Origin of the sequence: Micromonospora globbae (assembly GCF_003610785.1) — a bacterium.
GTDB classification, from domain to species: domain Bacteria; phylum Actinomycetota; class Actinomycetes; order Mycobacteriales; family Micromonosporaceae; genus Micromonospora; species Micromonospora globbae.
On the sequence record NZ_RAQQ01000015.1, the window covers coordinates 31,646 to 58,123 of the forward strand.

General features: G+C 74.4%; 18 protein-coding genes. 8 read left to right on the forward strand and 10 right to left on the reverse strand.

The window, feature by feature from the left end; translation table 11 throughout:
- Positions 1–21: 21 nt before the first annotated feature.
- From D7I43_RS20400 to D7I43_RS20440, 9 genes are all read right to left on the reverse strand, one after another.
- Positions 22–2,832, reverse strand: a complete 2,811-nt coding sequence (locus tag D7I43_RS20400; protein ID WP_120330148.1) for a glycoside hydrolase family 38 N-terminal domain-containing protein — start codon at positions 2,830–2,832, stop codon at positions 22–24.
- Positions 2,832–3,977: a Gfo/Idh/MocA family protein gene (locus tag D7I43_RS20405; protein ID WP_120330149.1), complete on the reverse strand. Its 1,146-nt coding sequence runs from the start codon at positions 3,975–3,977 to the stop codon at positions 2,832–2,834. Before D7I43_RS20405 ends, D7I43_RS20400 begins: the two co-directional genes overlap by 1 nt.
- Positions 3,974–4,885: a sugar phosphate isomerase/epimerase family protein gene (locus D7I43_RS20410; RefSeq protein ID WP_204985243.1), complete on the reverse strand. Its 912-nt coding sequence runs from the start codon at positions 4,883–4,885 to the stop codon at positions 3,974–3,976. The genes D7I43_RS20405 and D7I43_RS20410 overlap by 4 nt, the downstream gene beginning before the upstream one ends.
- Positions 4,876–6,084, reverse strand: a complete 1,209-nt coding sequence (locus D7I43_RS20415; protein ID WP_120330150.1) for a CehA/McbA family metallohydrolase — start codon at positions 6,082–6,084, stop codon at positions 4,876–4,878. The genes D7I43_RS20410 and D7I43_RS20415 overlap by 10 nt, the downstream gene beginning before the upstream one ends.
- A complete protein-coding gene (locus tag D7I43_RS20420) occupies positions 6,081–7,226 on the reverse strand; it encodes an ABC transporter ATP-binding protein (protein WP_120330151.1) in 1,146 nt (381 codons plus the stop codon). Before D7I43_RS20420 ends, D7I43_RS20415 begins: the two co-directional genes overlap by 4 nt.
- The gene (locus D7I43_RS20425; protein WP_204985244.1) at positions 7,226–8,110 is read right to left on the reverse strand and encodes a carbohydrate ABC transporter permease; all 885 of its coding nucleotides are present in this window, start codon (positions 8,108–8,110) and stop codon (positions 7,226–7,228) included. The genes D7I43_RS20420 and D7I43_RS20425 overlap by 1 nt, the downstream gene beginning before the upstream one ends.
- Positions 8,107–9,048 (reverse strand): carbohydrate ABC transporter permease, encoded by a 942-nt coding sequence (locus D7I43_RS20430; RefSeq protein ID WP_204985245.1) that lies wholly within the window; start codon positions 9,046–9,048, stop codon positions 8,107–8,109. Before D7I43_RS20430 ends, D7I43_RS20425 begins: the two co-directional genes overlap by 4 nt.
- Complete coding sequence (locus D7I43_RS20435; RefSeq protein WP_120330152.1) at positions 9,023–10,420, reverse strand: extracellular solute-binding protein; 1,398 nt, start codon at positions 10,418–10,420, stop codon at positions 9,023–9,025. The genes D7I43_RS20430 and D7I43_RS20435 overlap by 26 nt, the downstream gene beginning before the upstream one ends.
- A 161-nt stretch (positions 10,421–10,581) precedes the next feature.
- A complete protein-coding gene (locus tag D7I43_RS20440; RefSeq protein ID WP_120330153.1) occupies positions 10,582–11,319 on the reverse strand; it encodes a GntR family transcriptional regulator in 738 nt (245 codons plus the stop codon).
- 188 nt (positions 11,320–11,507) lie between these two features.
- Between D7I43_RS20440 and iolC the strand changes: the two genes are divergently transcribed.
- The 6 genes from iolC to D7I43_RS20470 all read left to right on the forward strand — a co-directional run bounded on the left by iolC (position 11,508) and on the right by D7I43_RS20470 (position 22,506).
- The gene (gene iolC / locus D7I43_RS20445) at positions 11,508–12,491 is read left to right on the forward strand and encodes a 5-dehydro-2-deoxygluconokinase (RefSeq protein WP_120330154.1); all 984 of its coding nucleotides are present in this window, start codon (positions 11,508–11,510) and stop codon (positions 12,489–12,491) included.
- Positions 12,488–13,408: a Cgl0159 family (beta/alpha)8-fold protein gene (locus D7I43_RS20450; protein ID WP_120330155.1), complete on the forward strand. Its 921-nt coding sequence runs from the start codon at positions 12,488–12,490 to the stop codon at positions 13,406–13,408. The genes iolC and D7I43_RS20450 overlap by 4 nt, the downstream gene beginning before the upstream one ends.
- Positions 13,405–14,307 (forward strand): 5-deoxy-glucuronate isomerase, encoded by a 903-nt coding sequence (iolB, locus tag D7I43_RS20455; RefSeq protein WP_120330156.1) that lies wholly within the window; start codon positions 13,405–13,407, stop codon positions 14,305–14,307. Before D7I43_RS20450 ends, iolB begins: the two co-directional genes overlap by 4 nt.
- Complete coding sequence (gene iolD / locus D7I43_RS20460) at positions 14,307–16,151, forward strand: 3D-(3,5/4)-trihydroxycyclohexane-1,2-dione acylhydrolase (decyclizing) (protein ID WP_120330157.1); 1,845 nt, start codon at positions 14,307–14,309, stop codon at positions 16,149–16,151. Before iolB ends, iolD begins: the two co-directional genes overlap by 1 nt.
- A gap of 320 nt (positions 16,152–16,471) precedes the next feature.
- Complete coding sequence (locus D7I43_RS20465) at positions 16,472–18,898, forward strand: M14 family metallopeptidase (RefSeq protein WP_120330158.1); 2,427 nt, start codon at positions 16,472–16,474, stop codon at positions 18,896–18,898.
- Positions 18,899–19,092: 194 nt separating this feature from the next.
- Positions 19,093–22,506 (forward strand): S8 family serine peptidase, encoded by a 3,414-nt coding sequence (locus D7I43_RS20470; protein WP_120330159.1) that lies wholly within the window; start codon positions 19,093–19,095, stop codon positions 22,504–22,506.
- 60 nt (positions 22,507–22,566) lie between these two features.
- On the opposite strand, the gene D7I43_RS20475 is transcribed toward D7I43_RS20470, so the two are convergent.
- The gene (locus tag D7I43_RS20475; RefSeq protein WP_240033064.1) at positions 22,567–24,957 is read right to left on the reverse strand and encodes a WD40/YVTN/BNR-like repeat-containing protein; all 2,391 of its coding nucleotides are present in this window, start codon (positions 24,955–24,957) and stop codon (positions 22,567–22,569) included.
- A gap of 223 nt (positions 24,958–25,180) precedes the next feature.
- Here D7I43_RS20475 and D7I43_RS20480 point away from each other — a divergent pair, with 223 nt between their 5' ends.
- Positions 25,181–25,513 carry a PadR family transcriptional regulator gene (locus D7I43_RS20480; protein WP_120330160.1) on the forward strand — a complete coding sequence of 111 codons (333 nt, stop codon included), beginning with the start codon at positions 25,181–25,183 and terminating at the stop codon, positions 25,511–25,513.
- Between the two features lie 258 nt (positions 25,514–25,771).
- A complete protein-coding gene (locus D7I43_RS20485; protein WP_240033065.1) occupies positions 25,772–26,476 on the forward strand; it encodes a hypothetical protein in 705 nt (234 codons plus the stop codon).
- Positions 26,477–26,478 lie beyond the last annotated feature (2 nt).

Sequence of the window (26,478 nt, forward strand, 5' to 3'; positions counted from 1 at the left end):
CCAGCGGCCGGCCGGGCGACCTCACGCCAGGTCGAGCTGCACGGTGGCGATCTCCCACGGGCGCAGCGGCAGCCGGAGCAGGCCCTCGGCGTCGACGGGCAGCGGCTCACCCGGCCGGCCGAGCAGGTCGGCGCGGCGGGCGCCGCGTACGGCCCGGCCCGCCCCGATCACCGCCGTCGTCGCCTCCGGCGTCTCGGCCACCACCCGCGCCTCGATCCGGCCGTCCCGGGCCCGGACGCTGGTCAACGCCACCCCCGCGCCGGTCACCGCCAGTCCGGTGACCGGCTCCGGCAGCGCGCCGGCCGGACCGGCCGTGCCCGCGAAGGACAGCAGCTCGTGCCGGTAGTGCTCGGCGGCCTCGACCACCCCCGCCGTGTGCCAGTCCCCGCGGAACGGCAGCACGGCCAGCTCCACGCTGCGCGCGCCGCGGCACTGCGCCTGCGGCGTGGGCACCTGCGGCCCGGCGGGCTCGTCACGCAGCGCGTGCCGGTTGCGCGACAGCATCCCGATCGACCGCAGGACCGTGACGGCCAGCTCCCGTCCGGAGTCGGTCAGCTCGTACTCGGTGGGCTGGGTCAACAGCGCCGCGAGCGACCCGCCCGGCCCGCCGGCGGCCACGAACCCGGAGGCCGGGAACGTGGGCAGCGGCACCTCACCACCGCCGCCCTCCGCGGTCAACCCGCGCTCCACGACCGCGAACTGCCCCTCGGCGTACGACACGGAGGCGGGCGACGGCAGCGGCAGGTGCAGGCGTACGCGGTGGTCGTCGCAGCGGTTGTCGAACTCCACCCGCAGGCGGACGAACGGCTCGCCGGCCCGCAGCTCGACGCGGGTGGTGACGACGATCGCCTCCCGGTCCACCGCCCGGGAACCCGCGTCGACGTCGGCCGCCACGGGCCAGCGGTACTCGCGTACCACGTCGAGGACGGCGAGCAGCGGCCCGCGGTGGCGCGGCACGACGCGGACCGCCCGGGGCTTGTCGAACAGTTCGTCGGCGGCCGGCGGGGCGTAGTTGTAGCTGTCGCCCACGTCGCCGCCGTCCACGATCCGCCCCACCCCGTCCACGGTGAGCCCGTCCGGCGTGGACAGTCGCAGCGTGCCGTCGCCGGCCACGTCGACGCGCAGCAGGCCGTTGTCCAGGGCGCGGTCGTCGACCGTCGACACGGCCGGCGGTCGCGGGGCGCCGTCGGGGGCCCCCGCGGGCGGCCCGGCCTCCGCCGCGGCGGGTGGACCCGCCACGGGCCGCACCGCGGCGTGGCCGAGCGCCGGCACGTCGACCAGGGCCGCGACGGTCATCCGGGGCGCCGCGACGATCCGTACCCGCCACCGGTCGGCCGGCGCGGCCTCCGCGAGCGCCAGCCGCACGTCCTCGACGTCGAAGGCGGGGTCACCGTGCCGGGCCACCTCGAACGTGAGCGTGGCGTCGGCCGGCGACACGGACCAGCCGGTGACCTCCTGGCCGTACAGTTCGGTGCCGTGCACGCGGGTGAGCACCGCGGGCAGGTCGGCGGCGGGCACCACCTCGTCGGCGAGCACCGTGCGGGCCCGGTCGAGCACCTGGGCGGGCAGCGTCCGCCCGTCCGCCGTGGCCAACGCCACCGCGTCCCCGGCCGGCGCCCCGCCGGCCCCGGTCGGGGCCTGGACGTCGAGGCGCACCAGCGCCGTCCGGGGCGCCGGGCTCGGGTTGAACAGCAGGTACCCGTCGCGGGGCACCGCCGCGGCGAGCCGCGCGCCGACCAGGTCGCAGACGGCGCGGCCGAGCTGGTCGGCCTCGGCGAGCCGGGCCGCCACCTGCTCGGCGGTCTCGTCGCACCCGCAGCCGGTCACCGAGTCGTGGCAGCTCGCGTCGATCAGCCGGGCCCACGCCATGTCGAGGAAGCGCTGGACGGACGGATCGTGGAACAGCGCGGCCAGCGGCTCCGCGTACCGCTCGACCCGGCGCTCCGCGCGCCCCATCGCCTGCTTGAGGTGGGCGCGCACCGAGATGACGCCGGGCAGGATGTTGGCCCGCGCGTGCGACCGCAGCTCCCCGCATACGGTCGGCAGTCCGTCGACGCTGGTCGGCTGGGTGGCGAAGTACTCGGCGAGGGTGCCCAGGCGCAGCGCCACGCCGTCGACGTCCGCGGCCGCCAGCCGGTCGGGCGCGTCCGGGGCGGGGGCGGCGTGGTCCGTGCCGTACATGGCGAGCACCGGGCCGGTGGCGCCCTGCGGCCGCCAGGCGGCGAGCCGGGCGGCCAGGTCGGTGGCCCGGCGGGTGACCAGGGCTGGGTCGTCCATGATGCCGGCCGCGTTGCCGTACCCGCCCGGCAGGTACTCGGTGCGGATCGTGGTGCCGTCGGGGGCCTGCCAGGCGAACGCGTGGGTCCGCACCCGGTCCGGCACGCCACGGAACACGCAGGCGTGGGCGAGGCCCGCACCCGCGAGGATCTGCGGCATCTGCGCGATGTGGCCGAACATGTCGGGCAGGTAGCCGACCGGCATGGCGCCGCCCAGCTCGGCGCTGCGGGTCAACCCGCGCTCCAGGTTGCGGACGATGTTCTCCCCGCTGCACAGGAACTCGTCCAGCAGGATCTGCCACGGGCCCACGGCGAGCCGGCCGGCGCGGACCAGGTCGACCACCTGGCCCCGCCGCTCCGGGCGGACCTCCAGGTAGTCGTCGACGGCGGCGAGCTGCCCGTCGAGTGTGAACCGTTGCCGCTCGTCGCGCGCCATCCGGTCGAACACCTCGTCGAGCAGGGCCACCAGCCGCAGGCGGAACCGCTGGAACGGCTCGTACCACTCGCGGTCCCAGTGGGTGTGCGGAACCACGATGATCTCGGTCGGTTGCGCCATCAGCTCGCCGCCTCTCCGCCGATCGCCACCCCGGTCAGCTCACCGTAGCGGCGTACCACCTGCTGGCTGGTCCGTATGTCGGCCGCGCCCCCGTCGATGCCGGTCAGCGGGGCGGCGCCCGCCGTGACCATCGCGTGGAAGGCGACCAGTTCCTGCTCGAACGCCTCGGTGACCGACCGGAACACGCTGCGCCGCTCGCCGCCGCCGTGGTCGTCGACCACGGTGAGCGCGGTCGGCGCGTTGAGCAGGTACGGCGACGGGAAGACCAGTTCCAGCGAGCCGCGGGCGTGGTGCAGCGTCACGGTCTCCCGGTAGGCGGGGTAGTCCGGCAGGTTGAGCCAGCGGATCCCGTACCGGCCGCCGCCGGGCAGCTGCCCGCTGATGTCCACCGAGGGTTCGGCCGGCCCGCCGGGGCGTACCGGCCAGGTCGTCACGTGGTCCACGGTGGCCGGTGCGCCGGTGAACAGCCGCAGCAGCGACAGGTCGTGGCAGACGCTGTTGACGAGGATCCGGTAGAGGGTCCGGGCGCGGGGGTCGGCGCCGACGGCGGCGTCGAGCAGGGCCTCGTCGGCCGCCCGCAGCCGGGCCGCCTCGCCGGCCGGCGCGTCGCCGGGCGCCGGCGGCAGGTTGGCGAACGCGAGCTGCCGGTCGCCGCCGGCGTGCAGCACGGTCACCTCCACGGCGTGCACCCGTTCGGGCCCCCCGAGGTCGTCGAGCAGGCGGGCGGCCTCGGCGACCGCCGGGTCGTACTGCTTCATGTAGCCGACCATGAGCGCCGGCGTGCCGCCGCCCAGCTCGGCGAGGCGGTCCGCCTCGGCGAGGGTGTAGGCGAGGGGCTTCTCGCACAGGACCGGCAGGCCGGCGCGCAGGGCCTGCGCGGCCAGGTCGCCGTGGGAGCCGGAGGTCGCCAGCAGGACGGCGTCGTACCCGCCGTCGGCGAGCATCGCCGCCGCGTCGGTGTAGCGGCGGCCGTCCTCGACGCCGTACCGGCCGCCCAGCTCGGTGACCCGGGTGGGGGAGAGGTCGCAGAGGGCGACCACGTCGAACAGGTCGTCGCGGCGTTGCAGCAGGGGCAGGTGCACCGTGCGGGAGATGATGCCGAGGCCCGCCACCGCGATCCGGATCCGCTTGCCCGGCTCGGTCATCGCCGCACCCCCGCCAGCCAGCTCAGGTTCGCGGCCTGGTCCGCGCGGGTCCGGTCGAGGTCGCGGCCCCGGGCCGGGGCGTCCTGCTCGATGACCAGCCAGCCGGTGTAGCCGCCCTCGTCGAGGGCGGCGAGGACGCCGGCGAAGTCGACGTCGCCCGCGCCGAGCGGGCAGAACCCGCCGGCGGCCACCACGTCGGTGAGGCCGCCGCCGGCCGCGCGGACCCGTTCGTGGACGGCGAGGTCGGCGTCCTTCAGGTGGACCTGCGCGATGCGCCCGGCCCAGCGGCGCGCCGCCGCGACCGGGTCGCCGCCGGCCAGCAACAGGTGCCCGGTGTCCAGGCACACGTTGACGTCGGTGAGTTCCAGCAGCCGGTCGGCCTCGGCCTCGCTCTCCACCTGCGTGCCGAGGTGGTAGTGGAAGACCGGTTCCAGGCCGCGCTCGCGGCAGCGGTCGGCGGCCCGCTGGACGCGGGCGGCGAAGGCGGGCCAGTCCCCGGCCGGCAGCCCGGAGCCCGGGTCGGCGGGGACGCCGGGCCGGGCCATGCGCGCCGGGTCGCCGGGGCAGGCGAGCGTGGGCCGGGGCGCGAAGCGCGGGTCGTCCACCGGCGCCGCGGTGAACGCGTCGAGGGCCGCGTCGAGCTGGGCGAGGTCGGCCTCGAAGCCGTCGGGGTCGGCGTAGCGCAGGTCGACCCACCCGCCGGCCAGACCGAGGCCCGCCGTGGTGAGCCGGCGGGCCAGCGTGTCGCCGGTGCCGAGGTAGCCGATCGGCCCGGAGTCCACCCCGTCGTACCCGTCCCGGGCCAGCGAGGCCAGCAGGTCGTCCGGGCCGAACTCCACCTCGTCGGGCTGGTAGATGCCGTGGTTCACGGGTGCGCCGGCCACCCGGGTCCGTCCGGTCAGCTGCACAGTGCGATCACCTCCATGCGGTGGGACTCCAGGACGTGCAGGCCGTCGCCGGCGGGGAACCGGCACCGGTCGCCGCGTACGACGCGGTGGCGCCCGTCGGGGTGTTCGAGCAGCGCGCCGTCCGCGTCCAGGGCCAACAGTTCGTCGCCGACGCGCAGGAGCAGAGGCGCGTCCGGGCCCGCGGAGACGGCGGTACGGCCGGCGCGCAGCGCGTCGACCACCGCGGCCTCGACGGGCCGGTCGGGGTCGACCAGCAGCCAGGTCGTCGGGGAGCCGGGTGGGGCGTCGTCGCCGGGACGGTGGAAGTCGCTGCCGCCGACGGGCACCACGTCGGGGCGCCACGCCCGGGCCCAGGCCAGCGGGGCGCCCCAGGTGCGGTCCCACCAGCCGGAGTGCCACACCTCGGCCAGCCGGGTCCGGTCGGTCAGCGGCTGCCGCCAGGCGCAGTCGCCGCCGAGGGGATGATTGACCGACATCGCCCCGCCGGCCCGCTCGGCGGTGGCCCGCCACTCGTCCGGCGGCCGGCGGAAGTCCACCCAGCCGACCGGCCCGAACACGTTGGCGTGGCCACGGTCGGTGGTGACCTCCTGCCCGGGCACCAGGGCGATCCCGTACCAGGCGGACGCGGCCGGCAGCCACGGGTGGTGGCTGACCGTGTTGTGGTCGGTGACCGCGAGGAAGTCCAGGCCGCGGCCGGCCGCGAGGGCGGCCAGCTCGTCGATGGTGCACGACCCGTCGCTGTGCACGGTGTGCGCGTGCAGGTCGCCGGCGATCCAGCGGAGGCCGTCCACGGCGGGCAGGTCGCGCCGCGGCGGGCGCTCCGGACGGGGCGGCGCGGCCGGCGGCGGTGGTTGCGGCGGTGCGGTGGTGGCGACCGTCGCGGTCACCTCGTAGTCGAGCCCCTCGGGCGGGATCCGGTGCAGCCGCAGCAGCACCCGCCACTCGCCGGGCTCCAGCTCGCCGGGAAGGTAGCCGGGGGTGGCCCAGCCGGCGGTGATGGTGAACGTGTCCCGGGCGCCACCGGACCAGCCGCGGAAACCGGCCGGGCCGAGACAACCGAGGTCGATCACCCCCGCGTCGCGCGGGTGATCGAGCCGTACGGTCAGCGCGGCGGTGCCGGGCGGCACGGTGACCGGCAGCTCCCGCAGTACGGCGTCGGCCCGGTCGGCGAGGGTCCAGCGGCCCCGGTGGGTGGTCACTGCTCGGCGCCGGCGGCGGTGCGGGCGGCGGGCACGGCCGGGGTCGCCGTGGGGGTGACCAGCTCCCCGTCCCGGTAGAGCAGGGACCGGCCCGGCCGGGGCACCACCCACCCGGTGTCACCCGGCGCCGGCTCCCGCCCCTCGGGGACGACGACCTGGACGCTGGTGCCGGGGGTGTCGCCGGCCGGCGCGTCGGCGGGCTGCAGGTCGAGGGAGACCAGCGAGAAGCTGCCCAGGTTCTCCACGACCACCACCCGTCCGCGCAGGCCGCCGGACGCCGGTTCGGCGGTGTGGTCGAGGTACTCGGGGCGTACGCCGTAGGTCAGCTTCTCGCCGTCGGTGACCTGGACGCCCTCGGGCACCGGCAGCCGGGTGCCGGCGACGACGAGTTCGCCGTCGCGGACCTCGGCGTCGACGAGGTTCATCGGCGTGGAGCCGATGAACCCGGCCACGAACGTGTTGGCCGGGCGGCGGAAGACCTCGGTGGGGGTGCCGACCTGCCGGATCCGGCCGCCCTCCATGACGGCGATCCGGTCGGCGAGGGCGAGCGCCTCGGCCTGGTCGTGCGTGACGAAGACGGTGGTGACGCCGAGTTCGCGTTGCAGCCGCTTGAGGAAGGTGCGGGCCTCCAGCCGCAGGCGGGCGTCCAGGTTGGACAGCGGCTCGTCGAGGAGGAAGACCTGCGGGTGGCAGGCCATCGCCCGGGCCAGCGCGACCCGCTGCTGCTGCCCGCCGGAGAGCTGCCCGGGGCGGCGCTGCAACAGCGCGCCGAGCCCCAGCTCGTCGGCGGTCTCGGCGGCCTTGTCGGCGCGGGCGCGGCGGTCGACCTTCTTGATCCGCAGCGGGTAGGCGATGTTGTCCTGCACGGTCATGTGCGGGAACAGCGCGTAGTCCTGGAAGACCATCGCGACGTCGCGCCGGCCCGGCGGCAGCGCGGTGACGTCCCGCTCACCGATGTGCACGCGCCCACCGGACGCGGTCTCCAGGCCCGCGATGGTGCGCAGCAGGGTGGTCTTGCCGCAGCCGGACGGACCGAGCAGGGCGAAGAACTCGCCGTCGGCGATCTCCAGGTCGAGGGCGTCCAGGGCGCGTACCCCGTTGGGGTAGACCTTGGTCAGCTCGCGCATCGTGATGGCGGACATCAGCGCTTGATCCCTCCGTGGAAGCGGAATCCGTACCGGCTGCTGACGAAGACGAACATGAGCGCCACCGGCAGCGAGTAGAGCAGGGAGAACGTGGAGAGCAGCCGCAGGTCGGCCTGCCCGCCCTCGGTGTAGAGGGTGTACATGATGACCGCGGCGGGCGCCTTCTCCGGCCCGCGCAGCAGCAGGAACGGCACCAGGAAGTTGCCCCACACGTTGGCGACCGCCCAGACGCCCACGGTGGCGAGGCCGGGCCGGACCACGGGCACCACGATGTGCCGCATGATCTGCAGCGGGCTGGCGCCGAAGACCCGCGCCGACTCCTCGTAGGACGTCGGCGTGGCGTCCATGAAGTCCTTGAGGATGAAGATCGCGGCGGGGAGCAGCCCGCCGCTGAGGATCAGGATGACGCCGAGCCGCGAGTCGATGAGGTTGAGCCGGAAGGCCAGCTCGAACAGGGGCACCATGGTGGCCGTGCCGGTGACGATCGAGGAGAGCAGCAGCAGCCCGTAGAGCAGCGCGTCCCGCCCGGGGACCCGCACGCGGCTCAGCGCGTACGCGGCCAGCGCCGCGAACGTCACCACCAGCACGGCCGTGCCGGCGGCCAGGTAGACCGAGTTGAGCAGCGAGCTGAGGGCGTACGGGTTGTCGAGCAGGGCCCGGAAGTTGTCCAGGGTGAACCGCGGCAGCGACGCGGTGATCGTCGGCGTCTCGTCGAACGGCGCGGTGGCGAGCCACAGCAGCGGCAGCGCGAAGAACCCGAGCACGGCGCAGAGGAAGACGTAGCGCCCGATGCGGGAGAGCACGTGCCGTACGGCGACCGGCGCGGCGCCGGGCGCCGGACGGTCGGTGCGGGCCGGGGCGGTCCGGGTCGCGGTGCTCACGCCGTCTCCTTCCGCCGACCCAGCATCCGCAGGTAGACCAGCGCGATGACCAGGTTGATGAGCAGCATGACGAACGAGATGGCGGCGCCGAAGCCCAGCTCGCCGCCGGACAGCGCCACCTTGTAGACGTAGACCGGCAGGATCTCCGACCGCTGTTCGGGCCCGCCCGCGGTGATGAGGAACGGCGCGAAGTCGTTGAACGTCCAGAGGCTGATGAGCAGGAGGTTCGTCAACACGTGCCCGCGGATGCGGGGGAAGACCACGTCGCGCAGCTGCTGCCAGGTGCCGGCGCCGGCCAGCCGGGCGGTCTCCAGGTGCGAGCGGGGCACGTTCTCCAGGGCCGCGGCGTAGAGCATCATCGAGAACGCCGTCCCGCGCCAGGTGTTGAACACGATGATCGACAGCATCGGGTGGTCGAGCAGCCACGCCGTGCCGGGGATGCCGAGCAGCGCGTTGAGCGTCCCGCCGTCGCGGTCGAGCAGGGCGATCCAGAGGAAGGCGACCACCGAGCTGGGCAGGATCCAGGACAGCAGCACGAACCCCTCGACCAGGCGGCGCAGCGGGCCGCGGCGGTCGCGCAGCGCGTACGCGATGGCGAAGCCGAGCCCGGCCTGGCCGATGACCGCCGACCCGAGCACGAACTGGAGGGTGAGCACCAGCGAGCTGCGGAACCGCTCGTCGGTCAGGGCCCGGGTGTAGTTGTCCAGCCCGACGACCTCGGGGTTGGCGGCGGCCAGGCCGGTGAGCCGGTAGTTGGTGACACCCAGGTAGATCGTCCACGCGGCCGGCACGACCAGGAAGAGCAGGATCAGCACCATGCCCGGCACGAGGAACCCGGTGGCGCGGGCCCGGCCGAGGCCGGCGGCGTCGGGGGCGGCGCCGGTGGCCCGGCGCCGCCCCTTCACCGCCTGGTCAGGAGGTGACGTTACCGGGGCCACCGACGATCCCTTCGACCTTCTTCTGGTACGCGGCGGCCGCCTGGTCGGCGCTCGTGCCGGACGCGGCGGCGGCGGTCGCCTCCTGCAGCGCCACCGACACCTGCGGGTACACGGCCAGCGGCGGCCGGTACGCGGTGACGGGCAGGACCTTCTCGGTGATGAAGCTCAGCATCGGGTCGCCCGCGAGGACCTCCTTGTTGACGTCCGTGCGGGCGGTGATCCGCTTCTCGCCGGCCAGCTCGGCCTTGACCCCCTCGGCGGAGTGCATGAACGACAGCAGCTCCCACGCCTGGGACGGGAACTTCGAGTGGGGGTTGAGTACCCGTACGCCGCCGCCGGACATGCTCACGAAGTCCTGGCCGCGGATGCCGGCGCCGGGCTGCTTCGCGGGGATCAGCGCGTAGCCGACGGTGGTGTCGCGGTCGGCCATCTTGGCGATGCCGCTGGTGGGGTTGACGACGCTGCGCCAGAAGTAGTCGCCCTCGGCGAGGATGCCGATCTTGCCGGCCGCGAACTCCGCGAAGGACTTGTCGCGCCCCTTGGCCTCCTGCTGGAGCTTCGGGTCGCCGAGGCCGCCGCCGTAGACCTTCGCGTAGAAGTCCAGCATGTCCTTCACCGGCTGGGTCGCGCCGGCCCACTTGCCGTCGGCGTAGATCTCCCCGCCCGCCCCGGCGAGCAGGGGCAGCGCGCCCTGCATGGTGGTGGCCTCGCCCATGGCCGTGCCGGCGTTGATCTGGATGGGGGTCACGCCCGGCAGAGTCTTGAGCTTGGCGCCGGCGTCGAGGATCTCCTGCCAGCTCGTCGGCTGCCACTCGGCGGGGAGCCCGGCCTGGGCGAAGAGCTTCTTGTTGTAGTAGAGGACGCGGCCGTCGGTGCCCAGCGGGATGCCGTACCGCTTGCCCTCGAAGGAGCCCAGGCCCTGCACGGTCTCCGGGATCTGCGACCAGCCCTCCCAGGAGTCCACCTCGCCGCCGGCCACGTCGGACAGCGGCTTGAGGTAGCCGGCCTGGACGAACTCGCCGACCCAGATGCCGTCCAGCGCGATGACGTCGGCGCCGCCCTTCGAGCGCAGGTCGAGCGCGATCTTGGTCTTGTACTGCTCGTCGTCGACGCCGCTGGGGACGAAGGTGACCTTCGCGGTGACGCCCTTGGCCTTCTGCGCCTCGACGAACCGGGGGATCACCCACTTCTCGATCCACTCCGCGCCCGCGGAGTTCTTCCCGCCCACGATGGAGTTGGCGGCGATGGTGAGGGTGATGTTCTTCGCGTCCTTGCCGGCGGGCTCGGACGAGTCACCGCAGGCCGTGGCGGCGAGGGCGACGGCGGTGAACGCGGCGAGCACGCCCAGTGCGTGTCTCGGTTTGGCTGACATGGGCTGCTTCCCTTCGCAAGGAGAGACTTCGAAGAGACTCGCGGGTAGCCCGCCGGCCGCAGGTCACCAACCGGCGTGCTTGCGGCCACAATGTCATGACAGCCTGACGACGTAAATACCTGTCACTGAAATGAGCGCGAAACATCCACCGTCGCCACTGCTCACCGCTCGGCGACGGTCACCTCCAGTGAGTAGCGCGTGCCCCGGTAGATGTGGGCGCCGTGCTCCACGAAGCGCCCCTGGTCGTCGTACGCCGTGCGGGTCATGGTGAGCAGGGGCGCGCCCCGCCGCTCGCCGAGCATCTGGGCCTCGGCGGCGGTCGCCGCCCGCGCCCCGATGCGCTGGTGGGCGCCGCGGATGCGGATGCCGGCGGCACGCAGGGTCGCGTAGAGGCCGCCGGCCTGCAACCCGTCCATGGTGAGCCGGACGCGGTCGGCCGGCAGCCAGTTCTCCATCACGGCGAGCGGCTCGCCGTCGGAGAAGCGCAGCCGGCGCAGGTGCCACACCTCGCTGCCGACGGCGACGTCGAGGGCCGCCGCCACCGCGGACGGGCAGGGCACGGTGGTCAGCTCCAGCACCGAGGTCGACGGTTTCCGGCCGGCCCGCAGCAGGTCGTCGTGGAGGCTGGTGAGCTCCACCGACCGGCGTACCTCGCCGCGTGCCACCTGCGTGCCCACCCCCCGCCGGCGCACGATCAGTCCCTTGTCGACCAGGTGCTGGATCGCCTGGCGGACGGTGGGCCGGGACAGGCCGAGCCGGTCGGCGAGTTGCAACTCGCTGTCCAGCCGGTCGCCCGGGGCCAGCTCACCGCGCTGGATGGCCGCGGCGAACTGCTCGGCGACCTGGAAGTAGAGCGGGACCGGGCTGCTCCGGTCGACCGCGATCTCGGGGCCGGTCACGGCATCTCCTCGCTGACGAAGGACGCGGATTCTCGGGGCACGACGAACGGACGCCACTGTACCGAAGCGATCACCCACCGCAGAGGGCGGATGTCATGACAACACATTGACACAACTCAGCGGCGCTGTTACCAATCAGGGACAGCGCTGGCCCGCGCACCCGCGCCGGCCGGGACGGAGGACGCGGCATGCTGGACGTGCTCACCATCGGCCGGGTCGGGGTGGACATCTACCCGCTGCAGATCGGCACACCGCTGGCCGAGGTGGAGACGTTCGGCAAGTTCCTCGGCGGCAGCCCCACCAACGTTGCCGTGGCCGCCAGCCGGCAGGGCCTGCGCGCCGGAGTCGTCACCCGCACCGGCGCGGACGCCTTCGCCGACTACGTCCACCGGGCGTTGCGGGAGTTCGGCGTCGACGACAGCCAGGTCCGCCCGGTCGAGGGGATGCCCACCCCGGTGACCTTCTGCGAGATCTTCCCGCCCGACCACTTCCCGCTCTGGTTCTACCGCACCCCGACCGCCCCGGACCTGCAGATCCGGCCCGACGAGCTGGACGCGGACGCAATCGCCTCCGCCCGCGTCCTCTGGCTCACCGGCACCGGCCTCTGCCAGCAGCCGAGCCGGTCCGCGCACACGGCCGCCCTCGCGATCCGCGGCGGTCGGGCCCACACCGTGCTGGACCTCGACTACCGGCCGATGTTCTGGCCCGACCCGGCGGCGGCCACCGCGGCGGTCGCCGAGGTGCTGCCCCACGTCACGGTGACCGTGGGCAACCTGGACGAGGTGGAGGTGGCCGTCGGCACGCGCGACCCGGAGCGGGCCGCCGGCCTGCTCCTGCGACGCGGGCCCCGGCTGGCGGTGGTGAAGCTCGGACCCGACGGCGTGCTCGCGCGCACCGCCACCGAGACCGTCCGCGTGCCGCCGGTGCCCGTGACGGTGGTCAACGGGCTCGGGGCCGGCGACGCGTTCGGCGGCGCGCTCTGCCTCGGCCTGCTGCGCGGGTGGCCGCTGGAGCGGACGCTGCGCTTCGCCAACGCGGCCGGCGCCATCGTCGCCTCCCGCCTGGCCTGCTCCGCCGCCATGCCCGACGAGGACGAGACCCTGGCGCTGCTGCACGCCGTCCAGCCGCAACCGGTGCCGCCGACCGGCGCCGGGGGAGGAGAAGACCGGTGAGCACCGAGTACGACGCCCTGACCCGCACCCGCGCCCACCGGCCACAGGCGATCGCCGAGGCGGCCGCCCGCCGCGTCCGCCGGCCGTGGCCGGAGCCCGGACGGCCGCTGTTCATCATCGCCGCCGACCATCCGGCCCGGGCCGCCCTCGGCGTACGCGACCGGCCGATGGCCATGGCCGGGCGGACCGACCTGCTCGACCGGCTGCGCCTGGCGCTGTCCCGTCCGGGCGTCGACGGGGTGCTCGGCACCCCCGACATCCTGGAGGACCTGCTGCTGCTCGGCGCACTGGAGGACCGGCTGGCCATCGGGTCGATGAACCGGGGCGGCCTCTCCGGCGCCCGGTTCGAACTCGACGACCGGTTCACCGCCTACGACGCCGACAGCATCGCCGCGATGCGCTACGACGGCGGCAAGATGCTCTGCCGCATCGACCCGGACGACCCGGCCACCGCCTCCACCCTCCAGGCGTGCGCCCGGGCGGTCACCGCCCTCGCCGCGCACCGCACGGTGGCGCTCGTCGAGCCGCTGTGGGTCACGCGCACCGACGGCCGCGTCCACCCCGACCTGCGGCCCGAGGCGGTCGTCAAGGGGGTCAGCGTCGGCCAGGCGCTCGGCGCCACGAGCGCGTACACCTGGCTGAAGCTGCCGGCCATCGACGAGATGGAGCAGGTGATGGCCGCCACGACCCTCCCGGTGCTGCTGCTCGGCGGCGACCCCGTGGAGGCGCCCGACACGGTGTACGCGCGCTGGCAACGGGCGCTGCGGCTGCCCGGCGTGCGCGGGCTCGTCGTCGGCCGCGCCCTGCTCTACCCACCGGACGACGACGTGGCGGCCGCGGTGGACCTGGCCGGCTCACTGCTGCCCACCGGGCGCGACGACGACCGCGCCGCCGCGCAGCAGGGCGGCCGCGCGTGAGGACCGCCGAGGCCCACCTGCCCTGGGGCAGCACCGCCCGCCCACCCTGGGCGCTGGAGATCACCCCCGAGCGGGCCGGCTGGCGCCACGCCGGCCTGCGGGTGCTCACCCTGGCCGACGGCGCCACGGTCACGTTCGACACCGGCGACGAGGAGATGCTCGTGCTGCCGCTGGCCGGCGCCGCGACCGTCCACTGCGACGGGCTGCGGATCCGGCTGGCCGGGCGGGCGTCGGTCTTCGCCGCCGTCACCGACTTCGCGTACGTGCCGCGGGACGCCACCGTCACCGTCGAGGGCGCCGGACGCGTCGCCCTGCCGTCGGCCCGGGCCGCCCGGCGGCTGTCGCTCCGCTACAGCGCCGCCCGGGACGTACCGGTGGAGCTGCGCGGCGCCGGCCCGGCCAGCCGGCAGGTCAACAACTTCTGCGCCCCGGACGCCTTCGACTGCGACCGGCTCGTCGCCGTCGAGGTGCTCACGCCGGGCGGCAACTGGTCGTCGTACCCGCCGCACAAGCACGAGGAGGACCGCGTCCACGACGGCGGCCGGCAGGAGGCGGCGCTCGAGGAGATCTACTACTTCGAGGTCGCCGGCGGACGGCCCGGCGACCCCGCCGGGCCGGTGGGCTACCAGCGGGTGTACGGCACCGACCGCCGCCCGATCGACGTCCTCGCCGAGGTGCGCGCGGGCGACGTGGTGCTCGTCCCGTACGGCTACCACGGCCCGTCGATGGCCGCGCCCGGCTACGACCTCTACTACCTCAACGTGCTGGCCGGGCCCGGTCCGGTCCGCACCATGGCCTGCGTGGACGATCCGCGACACGCGTGGATCCGGGGCAGCTGGGCCGGGCAACCGGTCGACCCGCGGCTGCCGCTCGCCGGCCCCACGACCCGGGAGGCGTGATGCCCAGACTGACGGTGGCCCAGGCGCTGGTGACGTTCCTCGCCAGGCAGTGGTCCGAACGGGACGGGGTGCGACGGCGCCTCGTCCCGGCCTGCTTCGGCATCTTCGGCCACGGCAACGTGGCGGGCGTCGGCGAGGCGCTGGCCAGCACCGACGTGGACCTGCCCTACCACCTGTGCCGCACCGAGCAGGGGATGGTGCACACGGCGGCGGCGTACGCCCGGATGACCGACCGGATGAGCACCCTGGCCTGCACCACCTCGATCGGGCCGGGGGCGACCAACCTGGTCACCGGGGCGGCCGGCGCGACCATCAACCGGCTGCCGGTGCTGCTGCTGCCCGGCGACATCTTCGCCACCCGCGTGGCGAACCCCGTCCTGCAGGAACTGGAGGACCCGCGCTCGTACGACGTGAGCGTCACCGACGCCCTGCGCCCGGTCTCCCGCTACTTCGACCGGATCAACCGGCCCGAACAGCTGCCCGCGGCCCTGCTGGCCGCCATGCGGGTGCTGACCGATCCCGTCGAGACCGGCGCGGTCACCCTCGCCCTCCCGCAGGACGTGCAGGCCGAGGCGTACGACTGGCCGGCGGAGCTGTTCGCCGAACGGGTGTGGCACGTGCCGCGCCCCCGGCCCGACCGGGCGGCGGTCGACCGGGCCGCCCGCGTCGTCACGGCGGCGCGCCGACCGCTGCTGGTCGCCGGCGGCGGCGTCGTCTACAGCGGAGCGTGCAACGCGCTGCGCCGGTTCGCCGAGGCGCACGGGGTGCCGGTGGCGGAGACGCAGGCGGGCAAGGGCACCCTGCCGCACGACCACCCGTTGGCGCTCGGCGCCCTCGGCGTCAGCGGCACCACGGCCGCGAACACCGTCGCGGCCGACGCCGACCTGGTGATCGGGGTCGGCACCCGGTACAGCGACTTCACCACCGCCTCGGGCACCCTCTTCGGCGACGGCGCCCGGTTCGTCAACCTGAACGTCACCGGCTTCGACGCGGCGAAGCTGTCCGGGACGCAGGTCGTCGGCGACGCCCGGGAGAGCCTCGCGGCCCTCGACGCGGCCTGCGCCGGATGGGCCACGGCGGCGGCGTACCGCGACGAGGTGACCGAGCTGACGAGGCGGTGGACGGCCGTGGCCGACGCCGCGCGGCGGTCCGCGCCCGACGCGCGGCCCACCCAGACGGCCGTCATCGGCGCGGTGAACGAGGCGGCCGGGCCCCGGGACGTGGTGGTCTGCGCGGCCGGCTCGATGCCGGGCGACCTGCACCGGCTCTGGCGCGGCGTCGACCCGAAGAGCTACCACGTCGAGTACGGCTACTCGTGCATGGGCTACGAGATCGCCGGCGGGATCGGGGTGAAGCTGGCCGCACCGGAGCGCGAGGTCTTCGTGCTGGTGGGCGACGGCTCGTACCTGATGCTGCCCAGCGAGCTGGTCACGGCCGTGGCCGAGGGCGTGAAGCTGGTCGTGGTGCTCGTCGACAACCAGGGGTTCGCGTCGATCGGCCGGCTCTCGGAGAGCGTCGGCGCGCAGCGGCTCGGCACCGCGTACACCGACCGGGCGGGCGACCCGCTGCCGGTGGACCTCGGGGCCAACGCCGCGAGCTTCGGCGCGGACCTGATCCGGGTCGACAGCACGGCGCAGCTGCGCGACGCCCTGGCGCGGGCGCGGGCCTCGGAGCGCACCACGGTCGTCCACGTCCGCACCGACCCCATGGAGGCGGGCCCCGAGGGCGGCGCCTGGTGGGACGTGCCGGTCGCCGAGGTCTCCACGACGGCCGCCGCGCGGGCCGCCCGCGCCGGCTACGAAGCGGGGCGCAAGGCGCGCCGCAACCACCTCAGGCCCGGCTGACCGGGCGGGCGACGCGGCCGGGCCGTCGGCCCCTCGTCCACCGTCCCACCAGGGGATTGACAGATCACTTCCGGCCACTGAGGATGATCCCAGTTCACCGACCGCCACCGCGTCATCACGTTCTGGCCCGTCGCATGTCGGCGATGCGCGGCGTCCAGCCGGCGGTCGGCTCTGTCACCACCCGTCCCGTCCACCACGTCGCGTGCCCGGTCACCGCAACGATCGCACCCGACCCATTCGATGGAGCCGCGTACCCCGGGCGTGCCCCTCGGCCACCTCCGTCGGCCTGCCGGCCGAAGAGCCAGAAGGGCAGTGAACACATGCCGTACCCCCAGTCGCCACGGTGGCGACGTCGTCTACCCGTTCCGCTGGCCGCCGCGACGGCCGTCGTGCTGCTGGTCAGTCCGGCCGCCGCGACGGCGCCGCAGCCCGCCGCGCCCGCCGACGCCGGGCCGGTCGCCGGCGAACAGGCGAGCGTCGTCGAGGTGCTGCTCGACGGCACCGCGGAGCTGGACGCGCTCGTCGCCACGGGCGTCGACCTCGACCACCACGTCGAGCGCACCGAGGACGGCGTGGTCGCCCACGCCGTGGTCACCCCCAGCGAGGCCGCGCGGCTGACCGCGGCCGGCTTCACCCTGGGCGACACCCTGTACCGTCCCGAGGACTCCCGCGCCCGCATCGCCGAGCGCGAGGCGACGATCGCCGCGCACGTGGCGGAGAACCGCGAGTTCGCCGCGGCGGCGTCCGACCCGACGGCACCCGACGTCTCCGACGTCAAGATCATCCGGGCGGACTACTACACGTCCGGGACCAGCCAGATCCTCTCCGTCGAGGCGAAGTGGGCGCAGGGCCAGACGGCGTCGAACACGCTCACCGTCGAACGGGACAGCGGCCCCGGCACCGCCATGGGCTCCGGCGGCACGCAGACCATCTCCCGCTTCGTCGACGCCGGCGTCTACCTCTACCACCGCGGCGCCGCCACGGTGACCGCCCGCCCGGAGTACGTCCGGATCACCAGCCCCACCGGTGACGTGGCGGTCGCGAAGGTGCAGGAGTGGCTGCCCACCCCGGAGACCAGCCCGGAGCCCCCGGGGTACCAGAAGGACTTCGTCACCAGCTACCTCACCCCGACCGAGCTGTACGCGCGGATCCACCAGCTCGCCGCCGAGTTCCCCGACCTGGCCGAGATCGTCGAGCTGCCGTACAAGACCAACGGCTACCGCCGGCACGCCCAGGCCGTGCTCGGCACCGCCAACGCCAGCCGCGTCGCCGTGGACTCCCTCGCCTGGGGCCACGAGGGCGGCAACGACATCTCCGTCGAGCTGGCCAACCCGGGCCCGGGCAACGCGACGACCGGCGTGACCGTCACCGGCTCGCACATCCGGGTGAACCTCGCCACCGACGCCGCGGGCGCGGTCACGAGCACCGCCGCGCAGGTCGTCGCCGCGCTCAACAGCGGCGCCGGCTCCCTCGTGCGCGGGTACACCTACCGCGGCAGCCCGGGCACCGGCGTGGTGGCGCCGGCCCCGCGGACCCCGCTCACCGACGACCTGAGCGCGCCGGCCTCCGTCTCCCGCGACCCGCACCCGGTGTACGCGATCCGCATCGGCAAGCACCGCGACGGCACGAAGACGGGTGTGCTCGCGTACGCCCAGGAGCACGCCCGGGAGTGGGTGCCGCCGCTGGTCACCATCGAGACCGCGGAACGGCTGCTGCGCAACTACGCGCACGACGGCCGGACCAAGCAGCTGCTCAACAACCTCGACATCTGGATCGCCCCGTCCATCAACCCGGACGGCGGCCACTACTCGTTCTACGACTTCAACTCCCAGCGCAAGAACATGACGAACCACTGCCCGCTGACCGGCGCGGCCGACTTCCTCGGCCGGGACTCCTGGGGCGTGGACGTCAACCGCAACTACACCGAGTACAGCCTGTTCGACGGCTACTCGGGCGCCTCGTCGAGCTGCACCAGCGGCACGTACGCCGGCCCGAGCGAGCTGTCGGAGCCGGAGGACAAGAACCTCGACTGGCTGGCGTCCCGGCCGAACATCAAGTTCTCGATGAACCTGCACTCGTCCGGCAACTACTTCATGTGGTCGCCCGGCGCGTACGCCCTGCCGGACCGCACCTCGGCGCCGCGCCCGTCGCTCGCCGACGAGTCGTTCTTCTGGGGCGCGTCCTCCCGGATCCTCACGGCCATCAAGCAGCACCGCAACATGGCCGTGACCCCGGCCCGCACCGGCCCGATCTCCGACGTCCTCTACTCGGCGGCGGGCAACTCCGGCGACATGCTCTGGTACAAGTACGGCATCTACGCCTGGAACTTCGAGGTCGGCACCTCCTTCCAGCCGCAGTGGGACGAGGCGCACGACGAGACGATGGAGTTCGCCAACGGCCTCGTCGAACTCATGCGGGTGGCGCGGGACTACGCCTCGGACAAGAAGCGACCGGAGAGCACGCTCACGGTCGCGCCGAGTTCGACGCCGGGCATGGTGAACGTGACGTTCGACGTCTCCGAGCCGGCCGCCGTCTTCTACACCCTCGACGGCGCCGCCCCGACCTACGAGTCCACCCTCTACGGCTCGGCGGGCGTCCGGGAGGGCGGTGAGACGCTGACCGTCCCGGCCGGCACCCGGGTCAACTGGTTCTCCGTCGACGCGGCGGGCAACGTCGAGAACAACTACCAGCCCGACGGCAACGGCAAGAACTACCGCAAGGGTCAGGCGGTCCTGCCGACCAGCTGACCACCTGCCCCAACCGGCGGCCGCGGCGCACCCAGCGCCGCGGCCGCCGGCCGTTCTCGGGGCCGCCCGGCCTGAACGCTCGGTGACCGCACGGCGTACGCGATGCGTGTTCCCGGCGACCGCTCCGCGGACTAGCGTGAGATCAACTTTTCGGCCCGGTCCCGTCGGACCGGGTCAGTCCATGAAGGAGCGGCATGCTCAAGAGAACACGATGGCTGCTGGCCGTCGCCGTGTCGGCCACGGTGGCGGTGGGCGTCCCGGGCGGACCGGCGCTGGCGGATCCCAGCGACCCCGCCCCGACAGCGGTGGCCGGAACCCGGGTCGGCGCGGAGACGTACACGGTCACGCTGCTGACCGGTGACGTGGTGACGGCGCGGACGAACGGCACCGGCTGTCCGCAGGCGTCGGTGCAGCCGGCGACCCCGAACGCCGTGTTCCACCGGTGGTGCGGGCCCGACGGGCACCTGCACGTCGTACCCGCCAGCGTGGCGGCACGGATCGGCCCGGTGCTCGACCCGGACCTGTTCGACGTGTCGGTGCTGATCGCCGACGGCTACGACGACGAGAAGACGTCCGCCCTGCCGGTCATCGTGCAGCCGGCCACGAAGGCGGCCCGCGTGGCGGCCCTGGACGGCGTCGTCGACCTGCCGATCATCGACGCGGTGGCGGGCCACGTACCGAAGAAGGACCCGGCGGCCGCGAGGCTGGCGGCGAACCCGCTGCTGGCGGGAGCGAAGAAGGTCTGGCTGGACCGCAGGGTCCGCGCCACCGGCCTCCCGGCGGCGCCGCCGCGCGCCGTGCCGGCCGCCGCCCCGCGACCGACCGCCGCGGGCGCGGCAGGCCACGGCGACGACCTGGACTGGAACCTGCGGCAGGTCTCCGCGCCGGACGCCTGGCGGGCCGGCTACACCGGCCGGGGCGTGCGCGTCGCGGTGCTCGACACGGGCGCGGACTTCACCCACCCGGACCTGGTCGGCCGGGTCGTGGAGAAGGCCGACTTCACCGTCGACGGCGGCGACGCGGTCGACCACAACGGCCACGGCACGCACACGGCGTCCACGATCGCCGGCACCGGCGCGGCGGCCCACGGGCAGCGGCGCGGCGTGGCCCCCGACGCGCAGCTGGTGATCGGCAAGGTCCTCGACGACAACGGCTTCGGCGACGACTCGCAGATCATCCGCGCAGTGGAGTGGGCCGCGCAGCGTGCCGACGTGGTCAACATGAGCCTCGGTGGTGAGTACCCGGACGACGGCAGCGACCCGCTGGCGCTGGCCGTCGACGCCGCCACCCGTGCGCACGGCGCCCTGTTCGTGATCTCCGCCGGCAACAGCGGCGGCGGGATCTCCGCGCCGGGCTCGGCCACCACCGCCCTGACCGTGGGCGCGGTCGACCGGGACGGCGCCCTCGCGGACTTCTCCAGCCGCGGCCCGCTGGTCGACACGTCGGTGGCCAAGCCGGAACTGGTGGCGCCCGGTGTCGACATCGTGGCCGCCCGGGCGGCCGGGACGAACCTGCAGGACCCGATCGACCGGTACTACGAGGGCTCGACCGGCACGTCGATGGCCGCCCCGCACGTCGCCGGCGCGGCCGCGCTGCTCGCCCAGCGGCACCCGGACTGGACGCCCGACCGGCTCAAGGCCGCGCTCGTCGGCGCCGCCGACCCCGTGACCGGCGTCGACCCGTACGCCGTGGGCGCCGGACGCCTCAACGCCGCGCGCGCCCTGTCCGGCCCGGTCAGCGGGCAGCCCGTGGTAGACCTCGGCACCTTCACCCACCCGCAGTCCGGCACGGCCGAGACGACGCTGACCTGGACCGGCGACACCACACCGGCCACCGTCACCCTCGACCTGGACGTCACCGCCGTCAACCACGACGGGACCACGGCACCGCGCGGCGCGCTCACGCTCACCACGAGCAGGGTGACCGTCACGCACGGGTCCACCGCCCGCGCCACGTTGCGCGTCGACCGCGCCGCCCTGGCCGCACGGCCGGGCTACTACATCGCCACCGTCACGGCCCGGGGCCCCGGACACCGGCTGGTCGCCACCACCCCGGTCAGCTTCCACGTCGAGCCGCGCATGGTCGACCTGACGGTCGACACCAGGCCGATGGCCGACGCGCCGGAGGGCGCCGACACCTGGGTCGGTGTCCTGGTGACCAACCTCGACGACCCGTACGTCTCCGCCGGTGACGGGTTCTTCCGGCCCGGCGGCTCGGTGACGGTGCGGGTCGCCCCGGGCCGCTACGCGGTCACCGGCGCGTTCAGCTCGTACGACCCGCTCACCGACGCCCAGGCGGGCGCGTACGTCGGCACCACCGACCTGTCGGTCACCGGTGCCCGCAGCGTCGTCCTCGACCCGGCGACGGCACGACCCGTGACGGCGACCGTCGACGGGGCGCCCACCACGCCGATCCTCACGTCGTTCGTCCTCCAGCAGACCACGAGGAACGGCCTGAGCTGGTGGAACAGCGTCACCGGCCTCGGCGGCGGCGCGAAGGTGTCGGTGTCGCCGCTGCGCAGGCCCGGCATCGGGTCGCTGCGCACGTACGCCGCGTTCTACCTCCAGTCACCGCAGGGCACGGCGGACCCCTACGCCTACGACCTCGTCCACGAGTACGAAGGCGGCGTGCCGGCCGACCCGTCGTACCGGGTGAGCCGGGCCGAGCGGACCCGGCTCGCGCGCGTCGACCAGCGGTTCCAGCAGGTGGACTCGCCGGAGATGTTCACCTCGCTGCGGCGCTCCATGTACGCGCCCGACGGGCTGTACCTGACGCAGCTGCGCACGTTCGGCCTGCCCACGCGGCGTACCGACTACCTGTCGCCGGGCTACCTCTACCTCGACGAGGGCGTCTACGGCGGGCTTCCCGCCCAGGAGCAGGTACGCAGCTACCGGCCCGGCAGCCGGCAGTCGCGGATCTGGGCGCGCCAGCCGCTGCACTCGGACTGGGTCGACGGGCTCGTGACGATCGGCGACGCGTTCCCGTGCGCCACCGCGCCGTCGCGGACGCGGGGCAACCTGCACGTCGACCTCGCCATGCTCACCGACCAGCACGGGCGCGCCGACTGCCTCCAGGGCGGGACGATCGGGTTCAACCGGAAACTGTCGCTCTACCGCGACGGCGCGCTGGTCGAGGAGCGGAACGCGTCGCGGGCAGACTTCACGGTGCCCCGGCAGGCGGCCGACTACCGGCTGACGTTCGACCTCGAGACGAGCCTCGTGCTGCCCGTCTCGACCCGCGTCACCACGTCCTGGACGTTCCGCTCGGCCGGGCCCGCCGGTACGGGAAGCGTGCCGTTGCCGCTGCTCGCGGTCGACTACGCGCTGCCGATGGACGACGGGAACCACATCGTCGGTGGCACGGGCGAGTTCACGGTCCGGCAGGCCCGGGGCGTGCCGGCGCAGAAGGTGACCTCCTTCCAGGTGTGGACGTCCACGGACGACGGCGCGACGTGGAGGGCCGCCCGGGTCACCCGGGACGGGGACACCTACCGCGCGGCCCTGCCGCGCCCCACCGCCGGGCAGGCCGTCTCCCTGCGGGTGAAGGCGGACGGCAACGGCGGCAGCGGCATCGACCAGACCGTCATCCGGGCGTACCGGGCCGGCTGACCGCCGCTGGACGGACCGCGGCCCCGGCACATCGTGCCGGGGCCGCGGGTCCGGCCGGTATCAGGCCTTCTTGCAGGAGGACAGGACGCCGACCACGCCGACGCCGGTGGGCTTCAGCGGCAGCTTCGTGGAGGCCGCGGGGCACCTCGGCACGGTGAGGTCGTAGACGCCGCGACCGAAGGTCGCCGAGGTGAGCTGGCGGGTGGGCTCGTGGTACCGCAGGTACATGACGGGCGCCTGCGGCAGGTCGGTGCCGAGCGCCGCCCACTCGCCGCCGTTCCACGCCGACATGAACACCCCGACGTCGGTGCCGACCAGCAGGAGGCCGTCGGCGGTCGGGACGATGCTGTTCACCGGCGCGTCCGGCAGGCCTTGGCCGATGTCGCTCCACGTCCGGCCGCCGTCGCGCGTGATCATGACGTGCGGGCGGTCGCTGCCGGAGCGGAACCCGGAGAACGTCGCGTAGGCGATGTCCTCGTCGGTCGGGTGCACCGCCACCCGGGTGACCCACGTGCCGGGCAGCTGCGCCGGGTCGACCTGGTGCCAGGTCCCGCCGAGGTCGTCGGTCCACCACAGCCGGCCGTCGTCGGTGCCGACGTACAGCGTGTCGCCGTCACTGGGCGCGGCGGCGATCGTCGTGATCGTGCCCCACGGGTAGCCGGACGGGTCGTTGGGGCCGCCGCCGGTGAGGTCCGGGCTGATCGCCGTCCACGTGCGACCGTTGTCGGTCGACCGGTTGACGATGTTGCCGGCGTAGTACATGACGTCCGGGTCGCTCGGGTCGAACTGCAGCGGCGTGAGCCAGTTGCGCCGGGCCGAGGTCGTCTGACCGGCGCCGATGGTCTGCCGCGGCGCGGCGCCGGAGTTCTCCGACCGGTAGCAGGAGCCGTACTGGCTGCAGCCGAAGACGATCGTCGGGTCCTCCGGGTGGATGATCACCTGGAGACCGTCGCCGCAGCCGATCGCGGACCACGGCCCGCCGACGCCGGTGTAGCCGCGGTTGCAGCCGTTGTCCTGCGCGCCGCCGACCTTCAGCACCGGGTCGGTCTCGGCCACGTCCACCGTGTAGAACTGCGTGTACGGCTCGTAGGTCGACTTCACCCAACCGCCGGCCCCGTTGGCCTCGGAGCGGTAGAAGCCGCCGTCGTTGCCCAGGTAGACCCGACCGGGCACCTTCGGGTCCCAGCGCATCGTGTGCTGGTCGGCGTGCACCCCGCCCACCGACGAGAAGCTCTGCGCGCCGTTGGTCGAGCGCATCAGGTTCACGCCCGTCAGGAAGACGTGGTCGGCGTTGGTGGGGTCGACGAAGAGCTTGCCGAACCACCAGCTGAACGTCGACTGGGACGCCTGGCCGGCGGTCACGGGGGTCTGCGTCCAGGTGTCGCCGCCGTCGTCGGACCGGTAGAAGGCGCGGAACGGGCCGAGCGCGGTGCCGACGTACGCGTAGAGGCGCTGGGGGTCGTTCGGGGCGAGCGCGAGACCCCAGCGGCCCTGGTCGGCGTCGGTGGGCAGGCCGTTGGTCATGCGCTGCCAGGTCCGGCCGCCGTCGTCGGAGCGCCACAGGCTGGAGCCCGGGCCGCCGTAGGTGCGCTGGTGCGGTTCGCGCAGGTGGTCCCACATGGCGGCGTACATCCGGCGGGGGTTGGTCGGGTCGATGAGGACCTCGGTGGCGCCGGTCGTGGGGTTCGGCGGCGCGAGGACCTGCCGCCAGCTGTCGCCACCGTTCTCCGACAGGTAGACGCCGCGCTGGCCGCCGGGCTTGAAGAGGTTTCCGCTGGCGGCGGCGAAGATGCGGTCCTCGTCGGTCGGGTCGATGGCGAAGCGGGCGATGGCGTGGCTGTCGCGCAGGCCGACGTGCCGCCAGGTCTTGCCCCGGTCGGTCGAGCGGTAGATGCCGTCGCCTCCGAAGGTGATCGAGCCACCGCCGGGCTGGGCCTCGCCGGTGCCGGCGAACAGGACACCGTCGCTGGTCATGGCGACGGCGCCCATGCTCTGCGTCCCGTCGTCCGGCCAGGCCGTCTCGAACGTGGCGCCGGCGTCGCCGGAGCGCCAGATCCCGCCGGACGCGGCGGCGATGAAGACCTGGTCCGGCACCTGCGGGTCGACGGCGATGTCGACGACCCGGCCGCCGATGTTGCTGGGGCCGAAGAACGACCACGGCCGCTCGGCCAGGTGCCGGTACGCCTTGCGGGTGTGCGCGGCGACCAGGTCGGCCTCGCCGCGGGCCTTCGTGTACTTGGCGGTGGAGAGATCGGTGCTGCCGTCGCTCATCCGCTGGGCGGTCATCCACTCGTCGGGCAGTTCCATCGGGCCGGTGGGGGTGCTGGTGGCCAGCGACACCTCCTGGGCGGGCCCTGGCGTCGATGAGGCGGTCAGCGCGACTGTGGCGAGCAGCGCGACAGCCGCCGTCATGGTGAGGCCGCGATATCGGCGGATGAGCGTGAGCTTCATTCGGGTCTCCCTGTTGGCGGGGGTCGTGGGAAAGCGGTCTCCACCGTGCACGCTAGACAGGGGAGTGAGCCGGGTCACCGAGCAACTGTCGCGAATGCCGTCGGCCTCTTAGGACACCTGTCGAGGCCGCGCCAGCGCTGTCGGCAGCCGGCGGCTGCGGGTGCGCGACGACGGGCCCGGAAACGGGGCTGGACCCTATGTAGAGTTCCGATATAGTGGGCCGGTGCGTATCACCGTCCCCGTCGCCAAGGTCCTCGCGGCCCTCCTCGCCGATCCCGGCATCGAGTGCTACGGGCTGGACCTCATGAGGGTCACCGGTCTGCCCAGCGGCACGCTCTACCCGGTCCTGCACCGGTTGCAGAGCGCCGGCTGGCTCGACGCGCACTGGGAGGCGATCGACCCCGCGGCCGAGGGCCGGCCCGCGCGCCGCTACTACCGGCTCACCCCCGAAGGCGCCGTCGCGGCCCGCCGGGCGCTCGCCGAGCTGCGCGCCCTGACCACCGACGGACGGCAGTCCTGGGGTGGCGCCGAGCCGACGGGCGCACCGGCGTGGTGACCCGCCGGCTCGCCGAGGCCCTGCTCCGGGCGGCCACCCGGCGCTGGCCCGCCGAGTACCGCGACGAGCTGGGTCGCGAGTGGAGCGCGGAGCTGCACGTGCTGGCCGCGCAGCGGCAGCGTCTGCGGATGCTCCGCTACGCCGCGAGCCTCGCCGCCAGCCGACCCGACGGCCCGCTCGCCGGTCCGCGCGGTCCGCGGGCAGGCCGGGCGCACCGCCGCCGCGCTGCTGCTCGCCCCGGTCGCCGGCGTCGGGATCGTGCTGGTCAGCGCGGTCGTGATGGCCGTCGTGGTGAACGGGTTCCTCGCGACGACCGTGAGCTGGTCGACACGTGCGCAGTTGCCGCTGCTGACGGTCCTGACCGCCGCGTTGGCGCTGCTCCTGGCCCGGTTCGCGGCGCGCTGGGGTCGCCGCAGCGCCCTCGCCGGGCCGCTGCGTACGGCCCTCGGCGTCATGCTTCCGGTCGGCGTCACCGCCGTCCTCCTCGAGTACGTGCTGGATCGGGGCACCCAGGGCCTGATCCGGGCCGCCCCCGGCCTGGTGAGCTGGCTGACCCTGCTCACCCTCGTCCTGTGGGGCGCGTCGGCGCTCGCCGGTCGCGGCCGTGTCCGGGCCGCGTGGTGGTTCGGCGTGCTCGGCGCCCTCGTCGTGGCCGACGTGTCGGTCGTCCTCACCGTGGTCAACGCGATCCCCGCCGGCCCCCAGACCGTCGTCGACGGCCTGCCGCAGGCCGACACGGTCGACCGGATCTCCGCACCCCTCTGGCTCTTCGCCAGCTGGACGGACTGGTCGTTCGGGTTCCCCAGGCCGACGCCGTGGGAGCTGTTCCTGATCACCGATCTGGTGGAGGTGCAGCCCTACCTCTACCTGGCGGTCAGCCCGTACGCGCTCGCGTACGCCGTCAACGCCGCGCGGTCCGCGCCGCCGGCCGACGCGGCGCCGCCCGAGGGGTTGCCCGCCTGAAC

Coding starts and splice junctions, on each gene's coding strand:
- D7I43_RS20420 (WP_120330151.1), bottom strand. CDS start 7,226: ATGTCCGCCATCACGATGCGCGAGCTGACCAAGGTCTACCCCAACGGG.
- D7I43_RS20475 (WP_240033064.1), bottom strand. CDS start 24,957: ATGAAGCTCACGCTCATCCGCCGATATCGCGGCCTCACCATGACGGCG.
- D7I43_RS20435 (WP_120330152.1), bottom strand. CDS start 10,420: ATGTCAGCCAAACCGAGACACGCACTGGGCGTGCTCGCCGCGTTCACC.
- D7I43_RS20470 (WP_120330159.1), top strand. CDS start 19,093: ATGCTCAAGAGAACACGATGGCTGCTGGCCGTCGCCGTGTCGGCCACG.
- iolC (WP_120330154.1), top strand. CDS start 11,508: ATGCTGGACGTGCTCACCATCGGCCGGGTCGGGGTGGACATCTACCCG.
- D7I43_RS20465 (WP_120330158.1), top strand. CDS start 16,472: ATGCCGTACCCCCAGTCGCCACGGTGGCGACGTCGTCTACCCGTTCCG.
- D7I43_RS20400 (WP_120330148.1), bottom strand. CDS start 2,832: ATGGCGCAACCGACCGAGATCATCGTGGTTCCGCACACCCACTGGGAC.
- D7I43_RS20405 (WP_120330149.1), bottom strand. CDS start 3,977: ATGACCGAGCCGGGCAAGCGGATCCGGATCGCGGTGGCGGGCCTCGGC.
- iolD (WP_120330157.1), top strand. CDS start 14,307: ATGCCCAGACTGACGGTGGCCCAGGCGCTGGTGACGTTCCTCGCCAGG.